This window comes from Thiothrix winogradskyi (assembly GCF_021650935.1).
GTDB lineage: Bacteria > Pseudomonadota > Gammaproteobacteria > Thiotrichales > Thiotrichaceae > Thiothrix > Thiothrix winogradskyi.
Genome location: NZ_CP091244.1, coordinates 3728254 through 3748352, shown reverse-complemented (window position 1 = coordinate 3748352; position 20099 = coordinate 3728254). Strand labels below are relative to the sequence as shown.

At 50.5% G+C, this 20099-nt stretch carries 26 protein-coding genes, 3 tRNA genes and 1 pseudogene; 24 read left to right on the top strand and 6 right to left on the bottom strand.

The features are described from left to right. Positions 1-16: 16 nt before the first annotated feature. Both L2Y54_RS18585 and L2Y54_RS18580 read left to right on the top strand, forming a co-directional pair. On the top strand, positions 17-274 hold the full coding sequence (locus tag L2Y54_RS18585) for a UPF0175 family protein (RefSeq protein ID WP_236498147.1): 258 nt from the start codon (positions 17-19) through the stop codon (positions 272-274). Further along, positions 267-758: a PIN domain-containing protein gene (locus tag L2Y54_RS18580; RefSeq protein WP_236498146.1), complete on the top strand. Its 492-nt coding sequence runs from the start codon at positions 267-269 to the stop codon at positions 756-758. Before L2Y54_RS18585 ends, L2Y54_RS18580 begins: the two co-directional genes overlap by 8 nt. Positions 759-803: 45 nt before the next feature. Here L2Y54_RS18580 and L2Y54_RS18575 read toward each other — a convergent pair whose 3' ends face one another. Then, positions 804-998 carry a CopG family transcriptional regulator gene (locus L2Y54_RS18575; RefSeq protein ID WP_236498145.1) on the bottom strand — a complete coding sequence of 65 codons (195 nt, stop codon included), beginning with the start codon at positions 996-998 and terminating at the stop codon, positions 804-806. Between the two features lie 132 nt (positions 999-1130). Here L2Y54_RS18575 and L2Y54_RS18570 point away from each other — a divergent pair, with 132 nt between their 5' ends. Continuing rightward, positions 1131-1316, top strand: coding sequence for a YhfG family protein (locus tag L2Y54_RS18570; protein WP_236498144.1), 186 nt, complete (start codon positions 1131-1133; stop codon positions 1314-1316). Between the two features lie 59 nt (positions 1317-1375). Here the strand turns inward: L2Y54_RS18570 and L2Y54_RS18565 are convergent, their stop codons facing one another. Beyond that, the gene (locus L2Y54_RS18565) at positions 1376-3241 is read right to left on the bottom strand and encodes a WD40 repeat domain-containing protein (protein ID WP_236498143.1); all 1866 of its coding nucleotides are present in this window, start codon (positions 3239-3241) and stop codon (positions 1376-1378) included. Positions 3242-3623: 382 nt separating this feature from the next. Further along, positions 3624-4107 (bottom strand): annotated as a pseudogene (locus L2Y54_RS18560) (ISNCY-like element ISAtsp9 family transposase); the annotation flags it as partial. On the opposite strand from L2Y54_RS18560, the gene L2Y54_RS18555 reads away from it, so the two are divergent. Beyond that, complete coding sequence (locus L2Y54_RS18555) at positions 4093-4245, top strand: hypothetical protein (protein WP_236496347.1); 153 nt, start codon at positions 4093-4095, stop codon at positions 4243-4245. The pseudogene L2Y54_RS18560 and the gene L2Y54_RS18555 sit on opposite strands and share 15 nt — an antisense overlap. A 111-nt stretch (positions 4246-4356) precedes the next feature. Here the strand turns inward: L2Y54_RS18555 and L2Y54_RS18550 are convergent, their stop codons facing one another. After that, positions 4357-4776: a transposase family protein gene (locus L2Y54_RS18550; RefSeq protein WP_236498141.1), complete on the bottom strand. Its 420-nt coding sequence runs from the start codon at positions 4774-4776 to the stop codon at positions 4357-4359. 48 nt (positions 4777-4824) lie between these two features. Beyond that, complete coding sequence (locus tag L2Y54_RS18545; protein ID WP_236498140.1) at positions 4825-7011, bottom strand: nSTAND1 domain-containing NTPase; 2187 nt, start codon at positions 7009-7011, stop codon at positions 4825-4827. 74 nt (positions 7012-7085) lie between these two features. On the opposite strand from L2Y54_RS18545, the gene L2Y54_RS18540 reads away from it, so the two are divergent. From L2Y54_RS18540 to L2Y54_RS18475, 14 genes are all read left to right on the top strand, one after another. Next, positions 7086-7466: a CU044_2847 family protein gene (locus tag L2Y54_RS18540; protein WP_236498139.1), complete on the top strand. Its 381-nt coding sequence runs from the start codon at positions 7086-7088 to the stop codon at positions 7464-7466. After that, positions 7463-8653 carry a Wadjet anti-phage system protein JetD domain-containing protein gene (locus L2Y54_RS18535; protein WP_236498138.1) on the top strand — a complete coding sequence of 397 codons (1191 nt, stop codon included), beginning with the start codon at positions 7463-7465 and terminating at the stop codon, positions 8651-8653. The genes L2Y54_RS18540 and L2Y54_RS18535 overlap by 4 nt, the downstream gene beginning before the upstream one ends. Further along, positions 8650-9429, top strand: a complete 780-nt coding sequence (locus L2Y54_RS18530; protein WP_236498137.1) for a 3'-5' exonuclease — start codon at positions 8650-8652, stop codon at positions 9427-9429. The genes L2Y54_RS18535 and L2Y54_RS18530 overlap by 4 nt, the downstream gene beginning before the upstream one ends. Beyond that, a complete protein-coding gene (gene rlmD, locus L2Y54_RS18525) occupies positions 9426-10814 on the top strand; it encodes a 23S rRNA (uracil(1939)-C(5))-methyltransferase RlmD (protein ID WP_236498136.1) in 1389 nt (462 codons plus the stop codon). The genes L2Y54_RS18530 and rlmD overlap by 4 nt, the downstream gene beginning before the upstream one ends. A gap of 22 nt (positions 10815-10836) precedes the next feature. Beyond that, a complete protein-coding gene (ligA, locus tag L2Y54_RS18520; protein ID WP_236498135.1) occupies positions 10837-12846 on the top strand; it encodes an NAD-dependent DNA ligase LigA in 2010 nt (669 codons plus the stop codon). Between the two features lie 72 nt (positions 12847-12918). Beyond that, positions 12919-12993: transfer RNA gene (locus L2Y54_RS18515), tRNA-Gly, on the top strand. Positions 12994-13044: 51 nt separating this feature from the next. Continuing rightward, positions 13045-13119: transfer RNA gene (locus tag L2Y54_RS18510), tRNA-Gly, on the top strand. Positions 13120-13152: 33 nt separating this feature from the next. Beyond that, positions 13153-13226, top strand: a tRNA-Cys gene (locus L2Y54_RS18505). Between the two features lie 190 nt (positions 13227-13416). Next, entirely contained in the window at positions 13417-14628 is a 1212-nt protein-coding gene (locus L2Y54_RS18500; protein ID WP_236498134.1) for a tyrosine-type recombinase/integrase, read from the top strand. A 377-nt stretch (positions 14629-15005) separates the two neighbouring features. After that, positions 15006-15296: a toxin-antitoxin system TumE family protein gene (locus L2Y54_RS18495; protein WP_236498133.1), complete on the top strand. Its 291-nt coding sequence runs from the start codon at positions 15006-15008 to the stop codon at positions 15294-15296. Next, entirely contained in the window at positions 15293-15667 is a 375-nt protein-coding gene (locus L2Y54_RS18490; RefSeq protein ID WP_236498132.1) for an HVO_A0114 family putative DNA-binding protein, read from the top strand. Before L2Y54_RS18495 ends, L2Y54_RS18490 begins: the two co-directional genes overlap by 4 nt. Before the next feature lie 43 nt (positions 15668-15710). Beyond that, the gene (locus tag L2Y54_RS18485; protein ID WP_236498131.1) at positions 15711-15944 is read left to right on the top strand and encodes a DUF433 domain-containing protein; all 234 of its coding nucleotides are present in this window, start codon (positions 15711-15713) and stop codon (positions 15942-15944) included. Then, a complete protein-coding gene (locus L2Y54_RS18480) occupies positions 15941-16276 on the top strand; it encodes a DUF5615 family PIN-like protein (RefSeq protein ID WP_236498130.1) in 336 nt (111 codons plus the stop codon). Before L2Y54_RS18485 ends, L2Y54_RS18480 begins: the two co-directional genes overlap by 4 nt. Next, on the top strand, positions 16273-16467 hold the full coding sequence (locus L2Y54_RS18475; protein ID WP_236498129.1) for an AbrB/MazE/SpoVT family DNA-binding domain-containing protein: 195 nt from the start codon (positions 16273-16275) through the stop codon (positions 16465-16467). Before L2Y54_RS18480 ends, L2Y54_RS18475 begins: the two co-directional genes overlap by 4 nt. 297 nt (positions 16468-16764) lie before the next feature. On the opposite strand, the gene L2Y54_RS18470 is transcribed toward L2Y54_RS18475, so the two are convergent. Next, entirely contained in the window at positions 16765-17562 is a 798-nt protein-coding gene (locus tag L2Y54_RS18470) for a hypothetical protein (protein WP_236498128.1), read from the bottom strand. Positions 17563-17729: 167 nt separating this feature from the next. On the opposite strand from L2Y54_RS18470, the gene L2Y54_RS18465 reads away from it, so the two are divergent. The 6 genes from L2Y54_RS18465 to L2Y54_RS18440 all read left to right on the top strand — a co-directional run bounded on the left by L2Y54_RS18465 (position 17730) and on the right by L2Y54_RS18440 (position 19981). Further along, positions 17730-17918: a helix-turn-helix domain-containing protein gene (locus L2Y54_RS18465; protein WP_236498127.1), complete on the top strand. Its 189-nt coding sequence runs from the start codon at positions 17730-17732 to the stop codon at positions 17916-17918. Beyond that, a complete protein-coding gene (locus L2Y54_RS18460) occupies positions 17915-18118 on the top strand; it encodes a hypothetical protein (RefSeq protein WP_236498126.1) in 204 nt (67 codons plus the stop codon). Before L2Y54_RS18465 ends, L2Y54_RS18460 begins: the two co-directional genes overlap by 4 nt. A 12-nt stretch (positions 18119-18130) precedes the next feature. Beyond that, complete coding sequence (locus L2Y54_RS18455) at positions 18131-18343, top strand: hypothetical protein (protein WP_236498125.1); 213 nt, start codon at positions 18131-18133, stop codon at positions 18341-18343. 78 nt (positions 18344-18421) lie between these two features. Beyond that, positions 18422-18580, top strand: a complete 159-nt coding sequence (locus L2Y54_RS18450) for a hypothetical protein (RefSeq protein WP_236498124.1) — start codon at positions 18422-18424, stop codon at positions 18578-18580. A gap of 14 nt (positions 18581-18594) precedes the next feature. Next, the gene (locus L2Y54_RS18445) at positions 18595-18807 is read left to right on the top strand and encodes a hypothetical protein (protein ID WP_236498123.1); all 213 of its coding nucleotides are present in this window, start codon (positions 18595-18597) and stop codon (positions 18805-18807) included. A gap of 175 nt (positions 18808-18982) precedes the next feature. Then, positions 18983-19981 carry a hypothetical protein gene (locus L2Y54_RS18440; protein ID WP_236498122.1) on the top strand — a complete coding sequence of 333 codons (999 nt, stop codon included), beginning with the start codon at positions 18983-18985 and terminating at the stop codon, positions 19979-19981. The last annotated feature ends 118 nt before the right edge of the window (positions 19982-20099 follow it).

Sequence of the window (20099 nt, the reverse complement as noted above, 5' to 3'; positions counted from 1 at the left end):
ACAGGAGGCAACACCGATGCTGTCAAATTCTATACACGTCGAATATCCCGCGCACTTCCCTGATGCTTTGCAAACAACACCTGCGGCATTTGCACAGGAGGCGCGTATGGCGATGGCGGTCAAGTTGTTTGAAATGAAACGCCTGTCATCGGGCATGGCAGCTCAACTGGCGGGCATAGAACGGGTAACATTCTTGCTGAACCTTCACCATTACGGCGTGCCGATGCTGGATTTGCCGCTGGATGAACTGGAAGCGGACCTCGCCAATGCTTGAACAGAAAACCATCGTTATCAATACCAGCCCACTGATTGCGTTAGTGGCAGCGTGGGGTACGCTTGAGCCGTTGCGTAGCCTGTATGCTGCGGTGCATGTTCCGGCTGAGGTGGCTGAAGAAATTTGCCGAGGTGGTGACACTAATTTCGCCATACCAGAGTTCATGGTGGCTGATTTCCTGCAAAAAGCCCAGCAGCCTGTTCAGATTTCGCCGTTTTTGGCAAATTCGCTGGATAGAGGTGAGGCAGCCGTTATTCAACTGGCATTGGACAAAGGCATTGAAACCGTTTGTATTGATGAAGCTATTGGCAGGCGAGTTGCCCGCCTCAATGGTTTGACGTTAACTGGTTCAACCGGCGTATTAGTGCGCTATAAGCAGGAACATCCTGAATTCTCACTGGCTCAGGCTATCCAGAGGATGCAGGCAAGGGGTATCCGGTTGGGCGTAGATGTTATTGAGTTTGCACTTCGGCATGACACTTGATGTACGAGCAATCTAGTATCACAGACAATCAGCAAGATGATTGGCTCAGTGCTTGCCATGCAATCCCCATTGGACATCTTCCCGTATGAGTTTTTTGGCAAGTTCTTCTGAATGGGATTCCAGATAGGCAGAGTGGTTTTCGGATAAGTCGGGGGATGCGTTGATCTTTTCGACAGTGCGTAGGCGTTCCAGCAGTGTTTTCAGTTTGGGCGATGTTGGGAGGATGTTATTAGCTTGCATGACACTTTCCTCTCGGTGCGTGATGGTTGGATTCTAGCATGGAAAGCGTGGTGTCCTCAGTTCGGATGTTTCCGGTAGGGTAATATTCCGCAATTTGCTACAATGTGCTCATCATATCAAAGGAACGTATCCATGCTGACACAGGCTAAAAAACTCGCCCGTTTCCGGCAAATTCGCCGCCGTAACTACCGTGCCAGTTTGCGGCTGGAAGGGTTTGCGCCTTCAAGCCAAACGCATTTGGACGAACAAGCCCCTCTGCTTTCCCCGCAAGACATTGAAAGCCGCATTGCCCAAATCAAGGCAAGGTATGTCGGATAAGTACGGTGTCAGCCAAGCCCCGGATTGTTACCCGAACAGTTCGGTGCTGGTCAACAAGCTCAATATCCGCGATGCGCATACGGCTCTATCCAGCCGGGTTCGCCTGGGGCAGGCAAATCCGGGCAGGTTTTTTCGTATGGCAAGGCATTGCCGATGAAGCGTTGCCATTCGGCGAGGCTGAAATTACGATTAGCTGTAGAACATGCTTTTTTTACCCAGCTTTCGGGGTCAACATCCCATAGCCGCACGATTTCATCCCTACTTCCACTGACTACGAACTTACCATTCGGGCTAAATGCCACAGCAGCCAGTATTTCACCGAATCCAATCTCAAGTTGATTTTTTCCATGCGCTAGGTATGGCTGACCGAGTGATTTTCCAGTAGGAACATGCCATAATCGCAAAGTCGTATTACCCATGCTGACTACTCGTTGACCATCAGGACTGAAAGCTACTGCATTAACCCAGCTGCTATGTCCACGCCATGGCTTACCGATGGGCTGTCCTGTTACTCCATTCCACAGACGCAAAGTCCTATCATTGCTCCCGCTGACCACATACTGACCATCAGGACTAAAAGCTACTGTATTAATTTGATTTTGATGCCCAACCCATGGTTCACCAATTGTTTTTCCACTCGCTACATCCCATACTCGAATCGTCATATCATCACTGCCACTGACAACTCTTAGTCCATCAGGACTAAAAGCTACGGATTTAACTGCTTTTTGATGTCCCAGCCACAAATTGCCTACAGGTTTTCCCGTTGCAGTATTCCACAACTGCAAAGTATCATCCGCACTTCCACTAACTATGCGGCTACCATCTGGGCTAAATGCTACTGATTCAATAGAGCTTCTATATTCTCGATTTTCATGACCTTGCCACGGTTGACCGATAGTCTGTCCAGTTACAACATCCCACAGTCGCAATGTGCCGTCCCTACTGCAACTAATTACATACCTCCCATCCGGGCTGAAAGCCACAGTTCTAATCCAACTTCTATGTCCTACCCATGGTTGACCGATCAATTCTCCTGTTGCTGCATCTTTTAATTGCAACGTTTTATCCATGCTGCCGCTAATTATGTATTGACCATCTGGGCTGAAAGCCACAGCAGTAACATCCTCTTCATGTCCTTCCCATGATTGATTAAGAATTTGCCCAGCAATCATACTCCACAGCCGCAAAGTCTTATCTTTGCCCACGCTAACCACACATTTACCATCTAGGCTGAACGCAACATCCTCGACCATGTTCTCATGCCCACACCACGGCTCTCCAATAGATTGTCCCGACGCAGCGTCCCATAGTCGCACGGTATTATCTTTACTACCACTGATGACATACTGTCCGTTGGGACTAAATGCCAAGGAGGTAATTGGAGCGTTATGTCCCTGCCATTCTCCAATACGTCTTCCTGTAGAGGCATCCCAAAGATATACATTTCTATTATCTCCTCCAGTAATCACATGATGACCATTCGGGCTAAATGCCACTGCATTAATGTCACCGTTGCCATGCCATGACTTACCAATAATCTGACCGGTTTCTATATCCCATAAACTTACAACACCGTATTCTCCTCCACTAATTACACGTCTGCCTTCTGGACTAAGTGCTATAGCATTGAATGACCCATGCAACGTCCCAATAGATTTGCCTGTTACAGCATTGAATAACTCAGAATTCGAGTGTCTCTTTAGAGCACTATGTCCATAGGGATTAAAGCAAGAATTGAAGGCAACAGTAGCAACTGAGTGTTGATATCCGTAACATATTTGGCGTAAATGCCCGACTTTTTGTAGTTCATCACTTAATGCTGCATGTATGGCAGTGAATTGTTCATTCAAACGGAAGACTTGCGTCAAACGGAAAGCTTGTACAGTCAGCAATAAAGCATGTTCAATATAACCATTTGCCAATGATCAGCAATTCCCGCTATCCATCGGTAATCAGAGCTTCGCAGACCTGCGAGGGCTTTGATTTTTACGGGCACAACCATACCCTCCAAGCCCTGAAAGCCTGCCCGAATACCGCCTGACTTTTGCATAACCCAACACCCTGTTGGAAAACCCCAGCGTACCCTCAAGCCTGATTTTCATCCGCTGCGAATGCCTTTGGGTGTCAGGTCAGCATGTTCATAACCCCAAATGATGGCAGCATAGAAGGACTCCCAATCGCTAATCAGATGCTCACGGAACATCCCACGCATCTTCTCCCACAATGCGGTACGGCTCTGTAAGCGGGTGCGGGCGGCTTGGAAGTACTGGCAGCAAGCTTCCTGAATCTGGTCGATCAGGAAGGCCAACATCATCAGGGTGGCGAACACAGTGGAAAGATGTTGCTTGCCATGACCGTAATTATGTTCGAGGTTGTAACCGAGGTTTTTAAGGGTGTTAAAGGTTTCGTTCTCCACCTTCCAGCGGGAACGGCCTGCGCGTACCACATCCGCCACGTTGTCGGCGGTGAGGGGGATGTCAGTCACGCAGTCATAGATAAAGGTTGTACCGTCGGGGCGTTCCTCCCAATAGTCGATGTAGTTGACCCGCACGTCTTGGTTGGCATGGTTGAGCGGGATGTCGTTGGCATAACGGTAGCCACACCGTAACTTTTTGCTCGTCGTGCCTGCCAATTCTTGGGTACTGCCATTGGCTAACCCGTCCAATACCGTCTTCAGTAATAGGCTGCCACTACGGGCTTTGGCGGTAATGATAAAGCTGTAACCGTTTGACTTCAGAAGACGGATGTGCGGTGCATTGCAGGAAAGGGCATCTTGCAGCAGGATCATCTCCATGCGCGGGAAGTCTTGGCGCAACTGGGGGATGAGCCGTTTAGAGGCATTGTGTTCGCAATCATTTTTCTTGCTGCCATCCTGCTTGGTGATGGCCTCTGGAAAAAGGGTAATACGGTATTCTTGTCAGGGTGAACCAGCACTGCCGCCAGCATCTGGTGGTAATACTCCTCACGTCCGTCCTTGTGTGTCTTAATGCAACAATCCGGGCAAGAGATAGCCCCAGAGCTAAAAATACCTGTTCCATCAATACTGACTAAATACTTTCCTGAGAAAACGGTAGCCTTCCAGTATGCCTTGCCGTTGCAGTTCCTGATGGATGGCGCGGAACACCGGGCGCAGACGCTGCGGTTTTACCCCGTCCAATACCGTGCGCATTTGGCTGTCACAGGGAGCATCGGGGATGCCAAACAGGGTTTTCAGGTTGTGCCGTCGTGCCTTGTCCCCGCGCTGTTTGTCAAACTGCAACAGTGAGCCGTCTTTCAACGAAAATAGGGCAAGCCCTGACATCAGCACGTCAACCAAGGGATAGTCGGGTTTGGTTTTGCGGTGGTCAGTGACTTCACTGAAACAGCCGCGCACACGTTCCAGCAATCCGGGGACTGAGAGGGTCTTGCGTAGCTTCAGGCTACCAACAAGAGGCAGGGGAGGTGGTTTTGCAGGCATTTCGTTGCACAGTGACTCGTTTTACAAGACCATGATTATACAGTCATTTTAAGATCGGCGGGAATTGCTGGCCAATGATGGTGAATGTATGATTGAAGTTGCCTGATTAATAAGTTTTCCTATTAGTGCGATTTTGGAGTGCCTTTGAGCTTCTTGCAATGCTGTTTCTACAACTTGTTGTCGTCGTTGAGCTTCTTCTTTTTCTCGATATTGTTGTTGTTGACTGGCGTTAATAAACTTTCTTTCTTGTTGCCCAATTAGTAAAGAATCAGGGTAACGAGTAAGCATTTCGTCTGCTTTTATCAGCCGTCCATCCCGCAACAAGCTGCCGCCAGTTTTTTCCCAGTCGGCAATATCAGCCTCTAGCCTTGTACGCCAGCTTTTGATTTCGCGGTTGCTTTCCAGCCAGCCACGTAGCCGTTGCCAATCACGGATCAGGGCTTCGTGCGCCACGGTGACGGTAGCTTGCCCGTGGTCGTCGTGGTCTTGAGTCAGCAGCCGTTCGTGCGTGACCAGTTGCACCAGCAGTGCATCGAGGGCTTCGGTGTATTGCGGTTGGCGGTTGTGGAGTTCTTGCAGGGTGACGGTGCGGCGCATGTCGTCCTGCCCGTCGCCGACTTGGGTGAGTTCGACCATCAGCCATTCCATCAGGCGTTGCTGTTGGGGTTCGAGTTGCTGGTAAAACGCATCGGCTTTTTCGTTCAGCACACCACGCAAACCGCCGCCGTGTTGCCCGCCCAATTGCTGGTACATCGCCAGCGTCAGTTCGCGGCTGCGTTCCTGCCTTGCGGACTGCCAGAGTTTTTCCAGCACGTATTGCAACAGCGGCAAGCTGCCCTTGGCGTGCAGGGTCTGGTCAACCAGTTCGTCTTCCAGCACCTGTTCGCAGCGCATCCCCACCAGTGCCAGCGGATGGGTGATGGCTTCGCGCAACTCGCCCGCCGTGGGCGCAACCAGCAGCAGCGCGTGGTGTTGCAGGCGTTGCCCCAGCCCGGAGTATGCCTGTTCGGTGCAATGCCCCAGAAAATCCGCCCGCAAGGTCAGCACCAGATGCAGCGGATTGTCGTCATCCAAGGCTTCCAGCAGGCAGGCGAAAAACGCCGCCCGCACCGTATCATCGCGGCATTCGGTGAACACTTCCTCAAACTGGTCAATCACCAGCAGCAGCCGTTTGCCTGCTGTGACCAGCCGTAACACCTCACGCTGCAAATCCGCACCACTCGCCAGCGTGCCGACCTGCGCATCAGGAAAACCGCGCACCAGTGTATCCCGCAAGTTCTGCAACGGCTGGGCAGTCGGGCGCATCACTAACACCTGCCAATCGCTTTCCGGCAATTTCGGCAACAAGCCCGCCAGCACCAGCGACGACTTACCACTGCCCGAAGCTCCCAGCAGCGGTACAAAACGGCTGGCACTGAGCTTGTCGAGCAATTGCTGGATCATGCCGTCACGCCCGAAGAAGAATGGGCTGTCGTCCTTGGTGAAGGTCAACAAACCTTTGTACGGTGGGTAATCCGGCGGATACGCTGACGTGACCGTTGTTTCGCCGTGAAACTGGGTCAGGGTAAACGCCGTGTTGCCCCGTGCCAGACAGACGACCTGTTGCGGCAAGTTTTTACCATTGGCGGCAATCGTCTGGATGAAATCCATCACCCTGATTTCTGGAGGGTTGCCATTCAGTGGTGTCAACGCCTCACACAGCAGGTTGGTCAGCAGACTGTTGCCATCAGCGGCAAGGGCTTCCCCATCCGCATGGGATGCCGCCACCACGCAAAACCCTTTGTCAGTCAAATCGGAAAATTCCAGCATTTCCCCGCTGTGGCAGCAGTCCAGCCAGATGCAAATATTCTTGACCGCGCTGTGCTTCGCCAGCTTGGCGATATGGGAAATGGCAACCGCCAACGGCTTGTCACTGGCGGACAAATACGCCACTTGCCCGTCGGGATTCACGCCATGCCCGGAAAAGTAGAACACCGCCAGCTCCACCTCATCCGCCAACTGCGGGTTCAACACCTCATGCAGCTTGGCACGCAATTCTTGCGCCGTTACCCAACCTGAACGGTCTACTTCACCCTTTGCCAGTGGTAACGGATAAAGCTCATCAAAACCACCGTATTCCGCCAACACCTCATAAACCCGCTGCGCATCATTAACAGGCGCGGCGAGGCTATCCAACCCGGTACGGGATTTGTCATACTGGCTGACACCAACAATCAAGGCGATACGGCGCGACATAGGCAGGGGACTCTCTGTAGCAGCAAACGCCCCTATGGTAGTATGAAAACTCCACACGACAAAAGGTAAATCGAATGGCAACGCTAAAAGCAATGGAATTAGAAAACGGGCAATGGGTATACGTGCAAGTGAATGAAAACATCACCTTTGCCGATACTCCGTCAGATACACAACCCGTCACACGCGGCGGTGGTTTTGAACGCAAAGGCGACACCACCAGAGGCTTGGCAACCCAAGCCCATAAAGCCGTGGGCAAACTCGGTGATGTCATCCGCGCCATGTCCGATACTGCCGCCAAAGCCCTGCAAGACTCCGCCTTCGGCAATGTGGACAAGGTAACGCTGGAGTTCGGCATTACCCTCGGCGGTGAAGCTGGCATTCCCTTCATCACCAGTGGCAAAGCCGAAGGCTCAGTCAATGTGACCGTGGAGTTTTCCCCGAAGAAAAGTGCATGATCACCCCCGCCGACATCCGCACCAAAGCCCAAAAACTCTGGGACAGCGGGCGCATCCTGCAAGACGCATGGGCAGCAGGCGAGCTGTTCCCATGGGAAATCCCCTTCCGCAAGCCAAACGCCAGCGCACAGATAGAACAGTTCGCCCAAGTGCGCGGCTGGATCACCACTCTCAAACAAGCCAGCGTTGAGGTAAAAGGCTACGGCTACCGCATCGGCTACCGCGAAGTGCAGCACCGCCAACTCGGCACACAACTGCTGCCGGACACAATCAGCTTCGACACCCGCGATGACTTGCTACGCTTCATCCAGAAAAAACAGGCATTTCCAACCCTGTACCAAATCGGATTAGAAACCGCCGCCGAATTCCCAGTGCTACGCGCATGGTTGCTGAAATACCCCACCAAACTGATGGAACACGCCTCAGTCTGGCCTGCCTTGCTGTCAGTATGCCGCTATTTCCTGCACCAGCCGCGTCCCGAACGTTACCTGCGCGAACTCGATATTCCCGGTGTGGACAGCAAATTTATCGGGCAACATAAAGCGATTTTGAGCGAATTGCTGGATGCCGTGTTGCCGCAATCAGCCATCGATACCGATAGCACCGGCTTGCGCCAATACGGTTTCGAGCGTCGCTATGGATTGAAATACGACGAGCCGCTGCTGCGCCTGCGCTTGCTGGATACAGCCCTCAGCCCCGTGGCAGGCATAACCGATGTCAGCCTGCCGCTATCGCAATTGGCGCAATGGGAAATCCCCTGCCAGCGCGTGTTTGTCACCGAAAACAAAACCAACGGCTTGAGCTTTCCCGCCACGCCACAAGCCATCGTGATTTTCGGTCTTGGCTACGGCGTGGATGCTTTGGCAGAAATCCCCTGGCTGCATAATCGTCCGCTGATTTATTGGGGCGACCTCGACACCCACGGCTTCTCGATCCTGTCACGGATGCGTCGCTATTTTCCGCACACCCAATCCCTGTTGATGGATGCGGAAACCTTGCAGCAATACGCGCATTTATGCGTCGAAGAGCCGGAAAATGCCCGCTGTACTGATATACTCCAGCACTTGCAGCCGGAAGAAGCCGCCGTTTACCAGCACTTGCAACAAACCCACCAGCGGTTGGAACAGGAACGCATCCCGATGGCGACTATCAGGGAGCAATTAACAACAAGGAATTTCCAGACATGAACACTTTAGTCTTCGACATCGAAACTATCCCCGACATTGAAGGCGGGCGCAAACTCTACAAGCTCGGCGACCTCGACGCTGACGGCATTGCCAAAGCCATGTACCACTTGCGGTTCCAGAAAACTGGCTCAGAGTTTCTCGCGCACCACCTGCATCAGATTGTCGCGATTTCCGTCACTTTCCGTGGCAAAGGCGACGACTTCAAAGTCTGGACATTGGGCGACGAATCCGCCGATGAAAAAGAAATCCTGCAACGCTTTTTCGATGGCATCGACCGCTATACCCCCACCATCGTGTCCTGGAACGGCAGCGGTTTCGACCTGCCCGTGATCCACTACCGCGCCATGAAACACAAGATTTCCGCCCCGCGCTACTGGGACATGGGCGAAGACGATAGCAGCTTTAAGTGGAATAATTACATCAGCCGCTACCACACCCGCCACACCGATCTGATGGATTTGCTGGCACTTTACAGCGGACGCGCCAATGCGCCATTGGACGAACTCGCTTCGCTGTTCGGTTTCCCCGGCAAGATGGGCATGGATGGCTCGAAAGTGTGGGATGCGTACCAAGAAGGTAAACTCGTCGACATCCGCAACTACTGCGAAACCGATGTGTTGAATACCTGGTTGGTTTACTTGCGTTTCCAATTGATGCGCGGGCATATTCTCATTGACAAATACAACAGCGAGTGCGAATTAGTGCGCAAACATTTACAGCATTCCGGCAAGGAACATTTACAAGCATTTGAAGCCGCATGGGAGGCGGGCGCATGAGCCGACACAGAAAACCGAAAAGCGTACAAAACAGCCCCTTAGTTGAAACCACCATCGAATCCCTCACGCTCGAAGGGCAGGGTGTCACGCACATTGGTGGCAAAACCGTCTTCATCGACGGTGCATTGCCGGGTGAAACCGTCACCTTCCGCTACACCTCGCACAAGCAAAAGCACGACATCGGCAAGGTCGAAACCATCCTTACGCCATCGCCGGATCGCGTTGAACCTAAGTGCGCACACTTCGGCGTATGCGGTGCTTGTAGCTGGCAACACCTGTCACTGGAGGCGCAAATTAAGCACAAACAACGCGCCATGCTCAGCAACCTCAAACACATTGGCAAAGCCGAGCCTGAAACGGTGTTTGCGCCACTTACCGCTGACGGCTGGGCATACCGCCGCAAAGCCCGTCTCGGTGCAAAATGGGTGCGCAAAAAAGACAAAGCCTTGGTCGGTTTCCGCGAAAAAGAAGGCGGTTTCCTTGCCGAACTTAACCGCTGTGAAATCCTGCACCCCAGCATCGGCGAACACTTACTCGACTTCCAAGCACTGATTGCCAGCCTCGACGCTCGTGAATCCATCCCACAAATCGAAACCGCTGTCGGTGATGGCGACAACGCTACCGCGCTGATTTTTCGCCACATGGAAGATCTTTCCGAGGGCGATACCGCCAAGCTGCTGGCATTTGGCAAGCAGTTCAACTACCAGATATATTTGCAGCCCAAAGGCCCTGAAACGGTTCATTGCATTTACCCGATCTCCGTAGGGGCGATTCATGAATCGCCCTTACAACCGCCCCTACAATCGCCGGAGCTGTATTACGAACACCCGCAATTCAACACACGGGTTAATTTCATGCCGCTGGACTTTATCCAGGTCAACCAGCCGCTGAACCGTGCAATGGTGGCGCGTGCGCTCGAATTGCTTGCGCCCGAACCGACCGATACCGTGCTGGATTTGTTCTGCGGTTTAGGCAACTTCACCCTGCCATTGGCGCGAATGGCGGCGCAAGTGATCGGCGTGGAAGGCGAACAAACAATGGTAGAACGTGCGCGTGCGGCGGCTCATGCCAATGGCATTATGAATACCGATTACCACGTGTGTAACCTGATGGGCGACAAATTGCAGCACGAACCGTGGTTGAAGAAAAACCGCTACGACAAGATTTTGCTCGACCCACCGCGTGCGGGTGCGAAAGAAATTATTGCCTACATGGGCAAGCTCAACGCGGGGCGGATTGTGTACGTGTCGTGTGACCCGGCAACGCTGGCACGGGATACGTATGAGCTGGTGCATGAACACGGCTACCGTTTGGTGGGGGCTGGCGTGATGGATATGTTCCCGCATACCTCGCACGTTGAATCCATTGCAGTATTTGAAAAATAAGAGAAATAACAAGGGAAAACCCATGCAAGAATTACAACAACAAATCGAAACCCTGCGCGAACAACTGCGTTATCACAACCACCGTTACTACGTGCTGGACGACCCGGAAGTTCCCGATGTGGAATACGACCGCCTGTTCCGCGAGTTACAGGCGCTTGAGGCTGCGCATCCCGATCTGATCACCCCCGATTCGCCCAGCCAGCGTGTCGGGGCAGCACCGCTCACCGAATTTGGTGAAATTAAACACGCTATCCCGATGCTGTCCTTGGGTAACGTGTTCAGCGATGAAGAATTGCTGGCATTCGATAAACGCATTCACGACCGCCTCAAGTCCGACGCGGAAACCGAATTCGTCGCCGAACCCAAGCTCGACGGTTTGGCAATCAGCATCCTCTACGAAAACGGCGTGTTCACCCGCGCCGCGACCCGTGGCGATGGCGAAACTGGCGAAGATGTGACCCACAATGTACGCACGATTGCCTCCGTACCCTTGCGCTTGCTGGGCGAAGGCTACCCGACGGTGTTGGAAGTGCGTGGCGAAATCTACATGCCCAAAGCGGGGTTTGAGGCCTTCAACGCCAAAATGCGTGCCTTGGGCGAAAAAACCTTCGTTAACCCGCGTAATGCGGCGGCGGGCAGTTTGCGCCAATTGGATCCGCGTTTGACGGCGCAACGTCCACTGGATATTTTTTGCTACGCGGTAGGTTTGGTGGAAGGCGGCACAGTGCCGGATACGCATTACGCAATTCTGCAACAATTCCGTGCGTGGGGTTTACGGGTGTGCCAAGACATCCGCATTGTGCAAGGTGCGCAAGGTTGCCTCGACTATTTCCGCGAAATTGGCGCACGGCGTAATAGCTTGCCCTACGACATCGACGGCGTGGTCTACAAAGTCAACAGCATTGCCACCCAGCAGGAACTCGGTTTTATCAGCCGTGCGCCGCGTTGGGCAGTGGCACACAAATTTCCTGCGCAAGAGGAAATCACGGAACTCGAAGGCGTTGATTTCCAAGTCGGGCGCACGGGCGCACTCACACCCGTGGCACGCCTCAAACCGGTATTCGTCGGTGGCGTGACCGTCAGCAATGCAACCTTGCACAATATGGATGAAATCGAGCGTAAGGACGTGCGTATCGGCGATTTCGTGATCGTGCGCAGGGCAGGGGACGTGATTCCCGAAGTCGCTAGCGTGATTCTCGAACGCCGTCCTGCTGGTGCTGCACCGATAGTCATGCCCACGCATTGCCCCGTGTGCGGTTCAGAGGTGCAACGCCCCGAAGGTGAAGCCGTCGCCCGCTGTAGCGGTGGTTTGTATTGCCCCGCACAAGTCAAAGAAGCCATCAAACACTTCGCCTCGCGCAAAGCCCTGAACATCGACGGCTTAGGCGACAAAATGGTAGAGCAGTTGTTTGATGCCGGTTTAATCCGCCACGTTGACGACCTCTACAGTTTGGATGTTGAAGCGGTTGCCGCGTTGGAGCGCATGGGCAAGAAATCCGCCGAAAACCTCATTGCCGCACTCGAAAGCAGCAAATCCACCACGTTGGAACGCTTTATTTACGCGCTAGGCATCCGCAATGCGGGCGAAGGCACTGCCAAAGGCTTGGCTCGCTATTTCGGCTCACTGGATGCGATTCAAGCTGCCAACGAAGAAACCCTGAAACTCGTGCCTGACATCGGTGTGATCGTGGCAGCGAATGTTGCCCAATTTTTCGCAGAAGCCCACAACCGCGATACCATCCAGCACTTACGCGATTTGGGTGTGCATTGGTCAAACTACGAAGCCAAACCTGCCGAAGCCTTGCCATTGGCGGGCAAGATTTACGTGATTACCGGCACGCTCAGTCGTGCGCGTGAAGACATCAAAGCCGATCTGGAAGCATTAGGGGCGAAAGTGTCCGGTAGCGTTTCCAAAAAAACCACGGCATTGATTGCGGGTGAGAATGCGGGTTCAAAACTGGATAAAGCGCAGAGCCTTGGGGTGGAAGTCCTTGATGAAGACGCTTTATCGGCTTTGTTGAACCGCTCATAATGTCGCTGTAAAAAAAACAGCTTCACAGGTTGACAGGATAAGCGCTGATCTTTATTATTCGCAACCTGTTCAGCGGGAATAGCTCAGTGGTAGAGCACAACCTTGCCAAGGTTGGGGTCGCGAGTTCGAGCCTCGTTTCCCGCTCCAAATTCAAAAAAAGTACGCATACCATCCGTGCTTTTTGTAACAAGTCAATACGCGGGAATAGCTCAGTGGTAGAGCACGACCTTGCCAAGGTCGGGGTCGCGAGTTCGAGCCTCGTTTCCCGCTCCAATTTTTCTGCACAGTGGTTCCACCCACAACTAAGGCTGAATAGCATAGTGGTAATGCACTGGATTGCAAATCCAAGTACCTCAGTTCGATTCTGAGTTCAGCCTCCATTTCCTTGTATCAGCCTGTATCATCACGGCTCACAAACCCTTATCCCAAGCCATTCTTAGCCCATAACCTTGTATCAGGTTGTATCAGCATGGTGCACTGAAGCGCATTCAATTGTTGGTATTATTGTTGGTATCTCGACTAACCCCTAACTGAGATACCAACAAAGTGAAGAGAAAACTAACAGATTCAATGGTTAAGAACGCCAAGACCAAACCAGACGGCAAGCCCCTAAAATTATCAGATGGTGATGGCTTACACCTTTACGTCACTACCACCGGTAAATACTGGCGGTATAACTACCGTATCGACGGCAAACAAAAAACCCTCGCTTTGGGCGTGTACTCGGAAACCACCTTAAAACAAGCGCGTGATCTGCATGACGAAGCCAAGGCGGTACTAGCGCGGGGTGTTGACCCAACCGCCAATAAAAAGGCGCAACGGGCGGCAAGGGTGAAACTCACAGAAAACAGCTTTGAAGCCGTGGCGCGTGAATGGCTGGTGAAGTTCTCGGACAAATGGATAGAGGAGGGCAAGAAACGCATTGTCAGCAGGTTAGAGCACGATATTTTTCCGTGGCTAGGCAATCGACCGATAGCAGAGATAGAACCCCCTGAAATCCTCGCTTGCCTGTACCGTATCGAGAAGCGCGGCGCATTGGATACCGCACACCGGGCAAAGCAAGATTGCGGGCAGATATTCCGTTATGCCGTTTCGACGGGTAGGGCAAGCCGTGACCCAACCCCCGATCTGAAAGGCGCGTTACCCACTGCCAGAAAGCAACACTTTGCAGCCATCACCAACCCCGCAGAAATAGGCGCGTTATTGCGCGGTATTGAGGAATACAAGGGTAGTTATGTGGTGCAGTGCGCTTTGAAGTTATCCGCTTTGGTATTTGTCAGACCTGGCGAATTACGGCAAATGGAATGGGCAGAAATCGACTTAGCCAATGAAGTATGGGAACTGCCAGCCGACAAAATGAAAATGCGTATGCCGCATATTGTCCCGCTTTCCCGTCAAGCACTGGCTATCCTGCAAGACATCCAACCCTTAACGGGTAGTGATAAGTATGTTTTCCCCGGTATCCGCCAACGTAAGGAACCCATGAGCGAGAACACCATAAGGCAAGCTTTACGGCGTTTGGGGTATAGCAACACTGAGATGACGGCGCACGGGTTCAGGGCAATGGCTAGAACCGTGCTTGAAGAGGTGTTGGACTTTCCGCAACACATCATAGAGCACCAGTTAGCCCATGCCGTGAAAGACCCCAACGGCAGGGCATACAACCGGACCAAACATTTGCAGAAACGGGCAACCATGATGCAACGTTGGGCTGATTACCTTGACGAACTGAGGGAAACCACGGGCGGGGATGTTGTCCCATTCCGAACCAAAGCGGGGTAGGTTGCTGCATAAATTCCAACCTGAAAGCCGGGCAAGTTCCCGGCTTTTTTGTGCCTGAAGAAACCAAACAGAAAACGCTGCTACAGTTGCTACAGTTGCTACACTTTGCTACTCATGGCTTATACCCCGCCTCTTTATGATTAAAATATAACCATAATAGTATTATTATAATAATATATAAGTTATTGTTTTTATTATTATTTATATATTATTACTACTCTCTAACCTACCTAGAACCCCGTGCCGTTCTCTCTGTGGAAGTTGCTACTGCTACAGTTGCTACACTTGCTACACTTTGAAAAGTGCCAGCATTCACCATTGGTTTGTTGTTACAGAATTCAAAGCACCCACCCCAAAGCGTTGGTATACTTGCCAACATGGAAAAAGCAATATTGATTTACAGGCGGCGGCGTGAATTTGCGGACGGCGCAATTATTGAAGGCGTGGCGTGGTCATTGCCCCAAGCCGTTATGGGTTCTAGCCACCTGTACAAATACCGCTTGTTTTATGGTTATCCGGGGCAACGTGTTATCGGTTACGACAACGAACGCGGCAAGGGCGACCATAAGCACTATTACGACACCGAAACGCCTTACACCTTTACCACACCGGAACAGGTATGGCGGGATTTTGTAACTGACATCCTCACAGAGAGGGGCAAGCCATGAGATACGCAATTATTCGCATTGAACCCAACCTTGAAGCCGATTTACTGGAAATGGGCGCGGCTTTCGTGGATGCACTGGAAACCGGCAGTTATCAGGGTGAGGTATTCACCTTTGAAACGCCTATGGCATTGTTTCAGGCGATTACCCCCAAGCGCTGGGAACTGCTGGACAGACTGCAAGGCAAAGCGGCGGTGAGTATCCGCGAACTTGCTAAGCAATTGGGGCGGGATGTGAAGAACGTTCACACGGATGTAAGCAGGCTTTTGGAAATTGGCTTGTTGGAACGTGACGAAGCAGGGCGGGTATTTTCCCCCTTTGCGGAAATCAGGACAGAATTCACCTTGAAGGGTGAGAACAAAGCGGCGGCTTGAAATCTGTTACAACAATCAAACTTCAGCATTGGGAGGTTGTGCAATGAGCGCACCGACAAACAACAGAATCACCATTGAAGCGGGCAAGCGCGGCGGTAAACCGTGCATTCGTGGCTTGCGGATTACGGTTTATGATGTGTTGGGCTGGCTTGCGGCTGGCATGGATACACAAGAAATTATTGAAGACTTCCCGGAACTGGAAGCGGCGGACATTATCGCCTCTCTACAATTCGCGGCGAACCGTGAACACACTTTGCAGGTGTTGATAGCGGCATGAAGTTATTGCTTGATGAAAACCTGTCACGGCGGGTTATTCCCGCGATTCTGGACGCTTACCCGGAATCCTCACAAATCGCCTTATTGGGCATGGATGCGGCAAATGATAGGCAGGTGTGGGCGTATGCACAGCAGAACGGTTACATACTGGTAACGCAAGACAGCGACTTTCACGAAATGTCGGTACTGTACGGACACCCGCCCAAAGTCATTTGGTTGAAATGTGGCAACCAACCACGGCGGCGGATTGTGGATATATTGCTATCCATCACCGAAGAGGTGCAAGCCTTTGCCTGTAACCCTGAATTATCGTGTTTGGAAATATACGCATGAACAGCACCACCACAGAACCGGGCAACCCCGGCGCTAAGCCTTGCGGTGATGTTCCACCAGCACCGGCTAAACCTACCCGCAAACGTTACACACTGGCGGAATTGTTGGATGGATGTAATCCAGAATACGCTATGTCGGAAGAAGCCCGCGAATGGGAGAACATGCCACCCGTAGGTAATGAAGTTATCTAAGTGGGTAGCGATGCCGCCACCACCAAAGAGCCGAACACGTTCTGTTTTTTGATTTTTTAATAGAATTCAAAGCGTCAGCCGGATACGTTCCGGTTTTCTTGTGAACTTCTGCCTTCTGCAATGAAAAAAAACCCCACCTTCGATCCGTGTGGATTAAATTCATTAGATTTTATGCAAATTATGCATGGTTGAGAATCGTCACAAGCAAGGCAGGACGCAGGCTCGCAGTCGTTCGACCCACTGCATAAAAGTACGCAGAATTACGCACTCTTACGCACTGCTAGAAAAAAGAACAATTTAGCCAGAATTTGCCAATTGTTCATCTGTTTCGGCGGTAAAACTATTGAAGTATTCTTCACTAATCGGGATGTGCTCTAATTTTTGCTTAATGTCTCTGATGCTTTGGTGCAACTGCGATCTGTTGAAGTTGACGTTCCAAAGCACAGCATAATCAGAGGAATCGCACCCATAGGCAGCATAAGCAGCACCTTGCAGGTTTGAAAACTCGACAACGAAGTCATTAAGTTTTTGCTCAAACACTGGAAGCATTGCATGGTAAGCAGCACGGCGGGCTTTTTTGCTGATTTCGTTTAGGATGCCCAAGTAAACCGAATATTGCAGTTCAAGCAAGGTCAAGGCCGTGGAAGCATGACCATGCTTTTTACGGTTTGTTTCAGTGGCAATCATTGCTTGATTTATATCAATTGCATCATCTGAGCTTTTAACACCTGATAAGAGTGATAGGGTGTAAGCCTTGCTTTTTTCTTCACTGTTAATGGTTATATCGTTAATTTCGCTGTTAAGCTGATTGACTATTTCTTGTGTGTTTTTAACTCTCTCTGCAATTCCATCAGCTAAGGTTTTGAAAAAGCTGTATTCGCTTGGATTGCCTTGTAACCCTTCTCTAAGCTCATGCGACAAATAGGATAATCTTCCGCTATGTTCTTTTATTGATGTGTGAAAAACCAGTCTGCTTTTTTCGGCAATGCTGGCTTTCGGTATTTGCTTGATAACATCCAGTGGTAAGTCTGGAAGGCTTGCCATTTCAACGATTACTGAATTGATTTCATCCGCTATTTGTTGCGTGTCTCTCATGCTAACGTCCTTTTCTCATACATGTTAAATAAGCATGATGAGCTGATATTGAGTGATGAGGCAATCATGAGGCTTTGTAAGGCGTAGGCTTTACAAAGCCACAAGCTAGCAAAGCATCAAAAAAGATTGCATGGTGTTAGGTGTGATAGAAATACAGGAAACATGACATGATCGAAGACAGTTTCAGCATAACAAGGGCAGAGGCGGCGCGGTATCTGAGTGTTAGCCCGCGAACGGTGGAAACGTTGGGCTTGCCCTACCAGCAGATACGCAAACGCGGGCGTGTGCTTTACCGTCAATCAGACCTAGAGAAAGTGAAGCGTTCAAGCCAACACAATATGGAGGTAGCAGCATGAGCGGTAAAGAAAGCCTTTCATTTGCAATGGATGATGATGCTTTAGCACTGATTAAGCGGCATACGGGCTGCACGGACAAAACAGCAGTAGCACTATTTGCTGATATGAGAACACTCATGCTAAGTAAAACAACAGGAAATAACAGTAATCTGAATTACTTTAATTTCACCAATAACCCAGAAAATAAAACAGATTGTTAATAAGGAACTGTCATGGAAAAACTAACCAATTTAAATGTAATTGATAATGATGCTTTAGAGCTTATCAAGCGGCATACAGGCTGCAAACAGTCTAAAGCTGTTGTTCTAATGGGTGATTTGTTGGCATTAGCAGCGGCTAAAAAAACACAAGGTGATAATGGTGCTCAACGTTTTGCGGCAACGGATAAAAAGGCAAACGTTCAAAGAATCCCAGCACGGTTTTAATTCATTCTCTTGGCAGGCTGGCACGTTCCAGCCTGCTTTTAGAGATTCTGCCAACGTCGTGATGACGTAGGAAAACATATGACAGCGACATTTCAACAACAATGGCAACGCACGTTTGCCAGTATGCAGCGGCTTAGACCAACCATTGAAGCAAGGGCGCATAATGCCAACGGTGTTTATGGCGTCAATCTTGCCCACCAGTGGCGTTTGGCACTGACTAACTTGTTAAGCCTATGACCGGGGTTTATCCAATGTTCAAAGTATTCAGAGAAGGCGTTCAACATTCCCACCATTCCAGCTATGAGGATGCTTGTCGGCAGGCACGGATACAAGCCGAAAAAGACCAAGTGGGCATCTACGATGTGTTTGAAGATGCAGCGGGTACGCTCAAGCAGCGTTACAAGGCTTCATGCAGGAATGGGTTAGTGTTTGGTTATGCCGTAGGGTTTGAAAAATCTACCTGATGTGACCACCACCACCCGCAACGGGCGGGCGTGAACCTTAACAACCTGTTGCAATCGTTCCCCCTTGGTTCTACCTTCACCAAGTCGGGGACAATAAAAAAGGGAAGCTGGCGGGCTTCCCTTTTGCGTTTCCCTGTATGGATTTTTCGACGATCTGAGACAGGTAGTGATAAGCATGACACAAGGTAATGATAATAGTAAACAGTATCCTAAGATTTTGGACAAGGATGGCTTTTCGGTCATTGGTTATACAAACAATTCTCCAATAATCCAAACGCCAGATAGTATATTCAATGCGCCTGAAACAACTCTTAGCCATGTTATGGAACCCGTTATTATGGGGCGTGATAGTGGAGGTGATTGGACACCCCGTGAAGTTGAGCTTAGGCGCAACTATATTGAGGAAAACATTACTTTTCGCCACCGTCAAAAGTGGGATATGCTCCCAGAATGGCATAAAGAATTTTATGTAAAAACTGCATATTCACCATTATTAATACCCATTGCACTTGAACAAATAGATAAAAAGGATAGGGCTGCATTGCAGCAATGGTATTCAGGTTTAACGATACGCAATGATGCACGGCTCAGAATGAGCCTTAAAGAAATTGGAGACATTGTTTTTCCATTACCCATTAAACAAGGTGTCAGAAAAGGCTTTAGATTTGCGTTAGCCATATTGATAAGAGATTACAATCTTCCAGCTTACGGAACGGCTGCTGATTCATGCAAGATGCTGGAAGATGTAGAAATTGATGCTCAAATTGAAAGACTTTCACTGAATATTACAGTTTGTTTTGATGAGACTTTTTCAATCTGTGAATCTGGTTATTGTTTTCATGGGGTAGCAGCTTGTTTAGATATATGGAAACGCTACGTTGAACTGAGGAACCCATTAAAGCAAGAAAAGGCAGCAAAACAGACTATTGGAAAGCACTATGATTTTCTTAATGATGCAATTCATGAATTCCACCAAAACGAAAAGTTCAAAGACAAAGAAGTTACAGCAAAATCATTATGGGCAAATCTCCCGGAACTATGCCCAGCACTGGTGCTAAGCATTCAAGGTGAAGGAGAAGCTTCACAAGCTATCATGAAGCTTGGTAGACCGTTGAAGTGGAGAGCATTCAAGGAAGCATTCAGGCGACACCAAAAAAACCACAGCGACACATAGCGACACATTCCGACACGTTTTGACGAAATAGCAGAAATCTCTGTTACAAATCCCTCAGACAAAAAACCCGGAAGGGGCAACCATCCGGGCTTCATTGCTTAATTTTTATCATCAATAG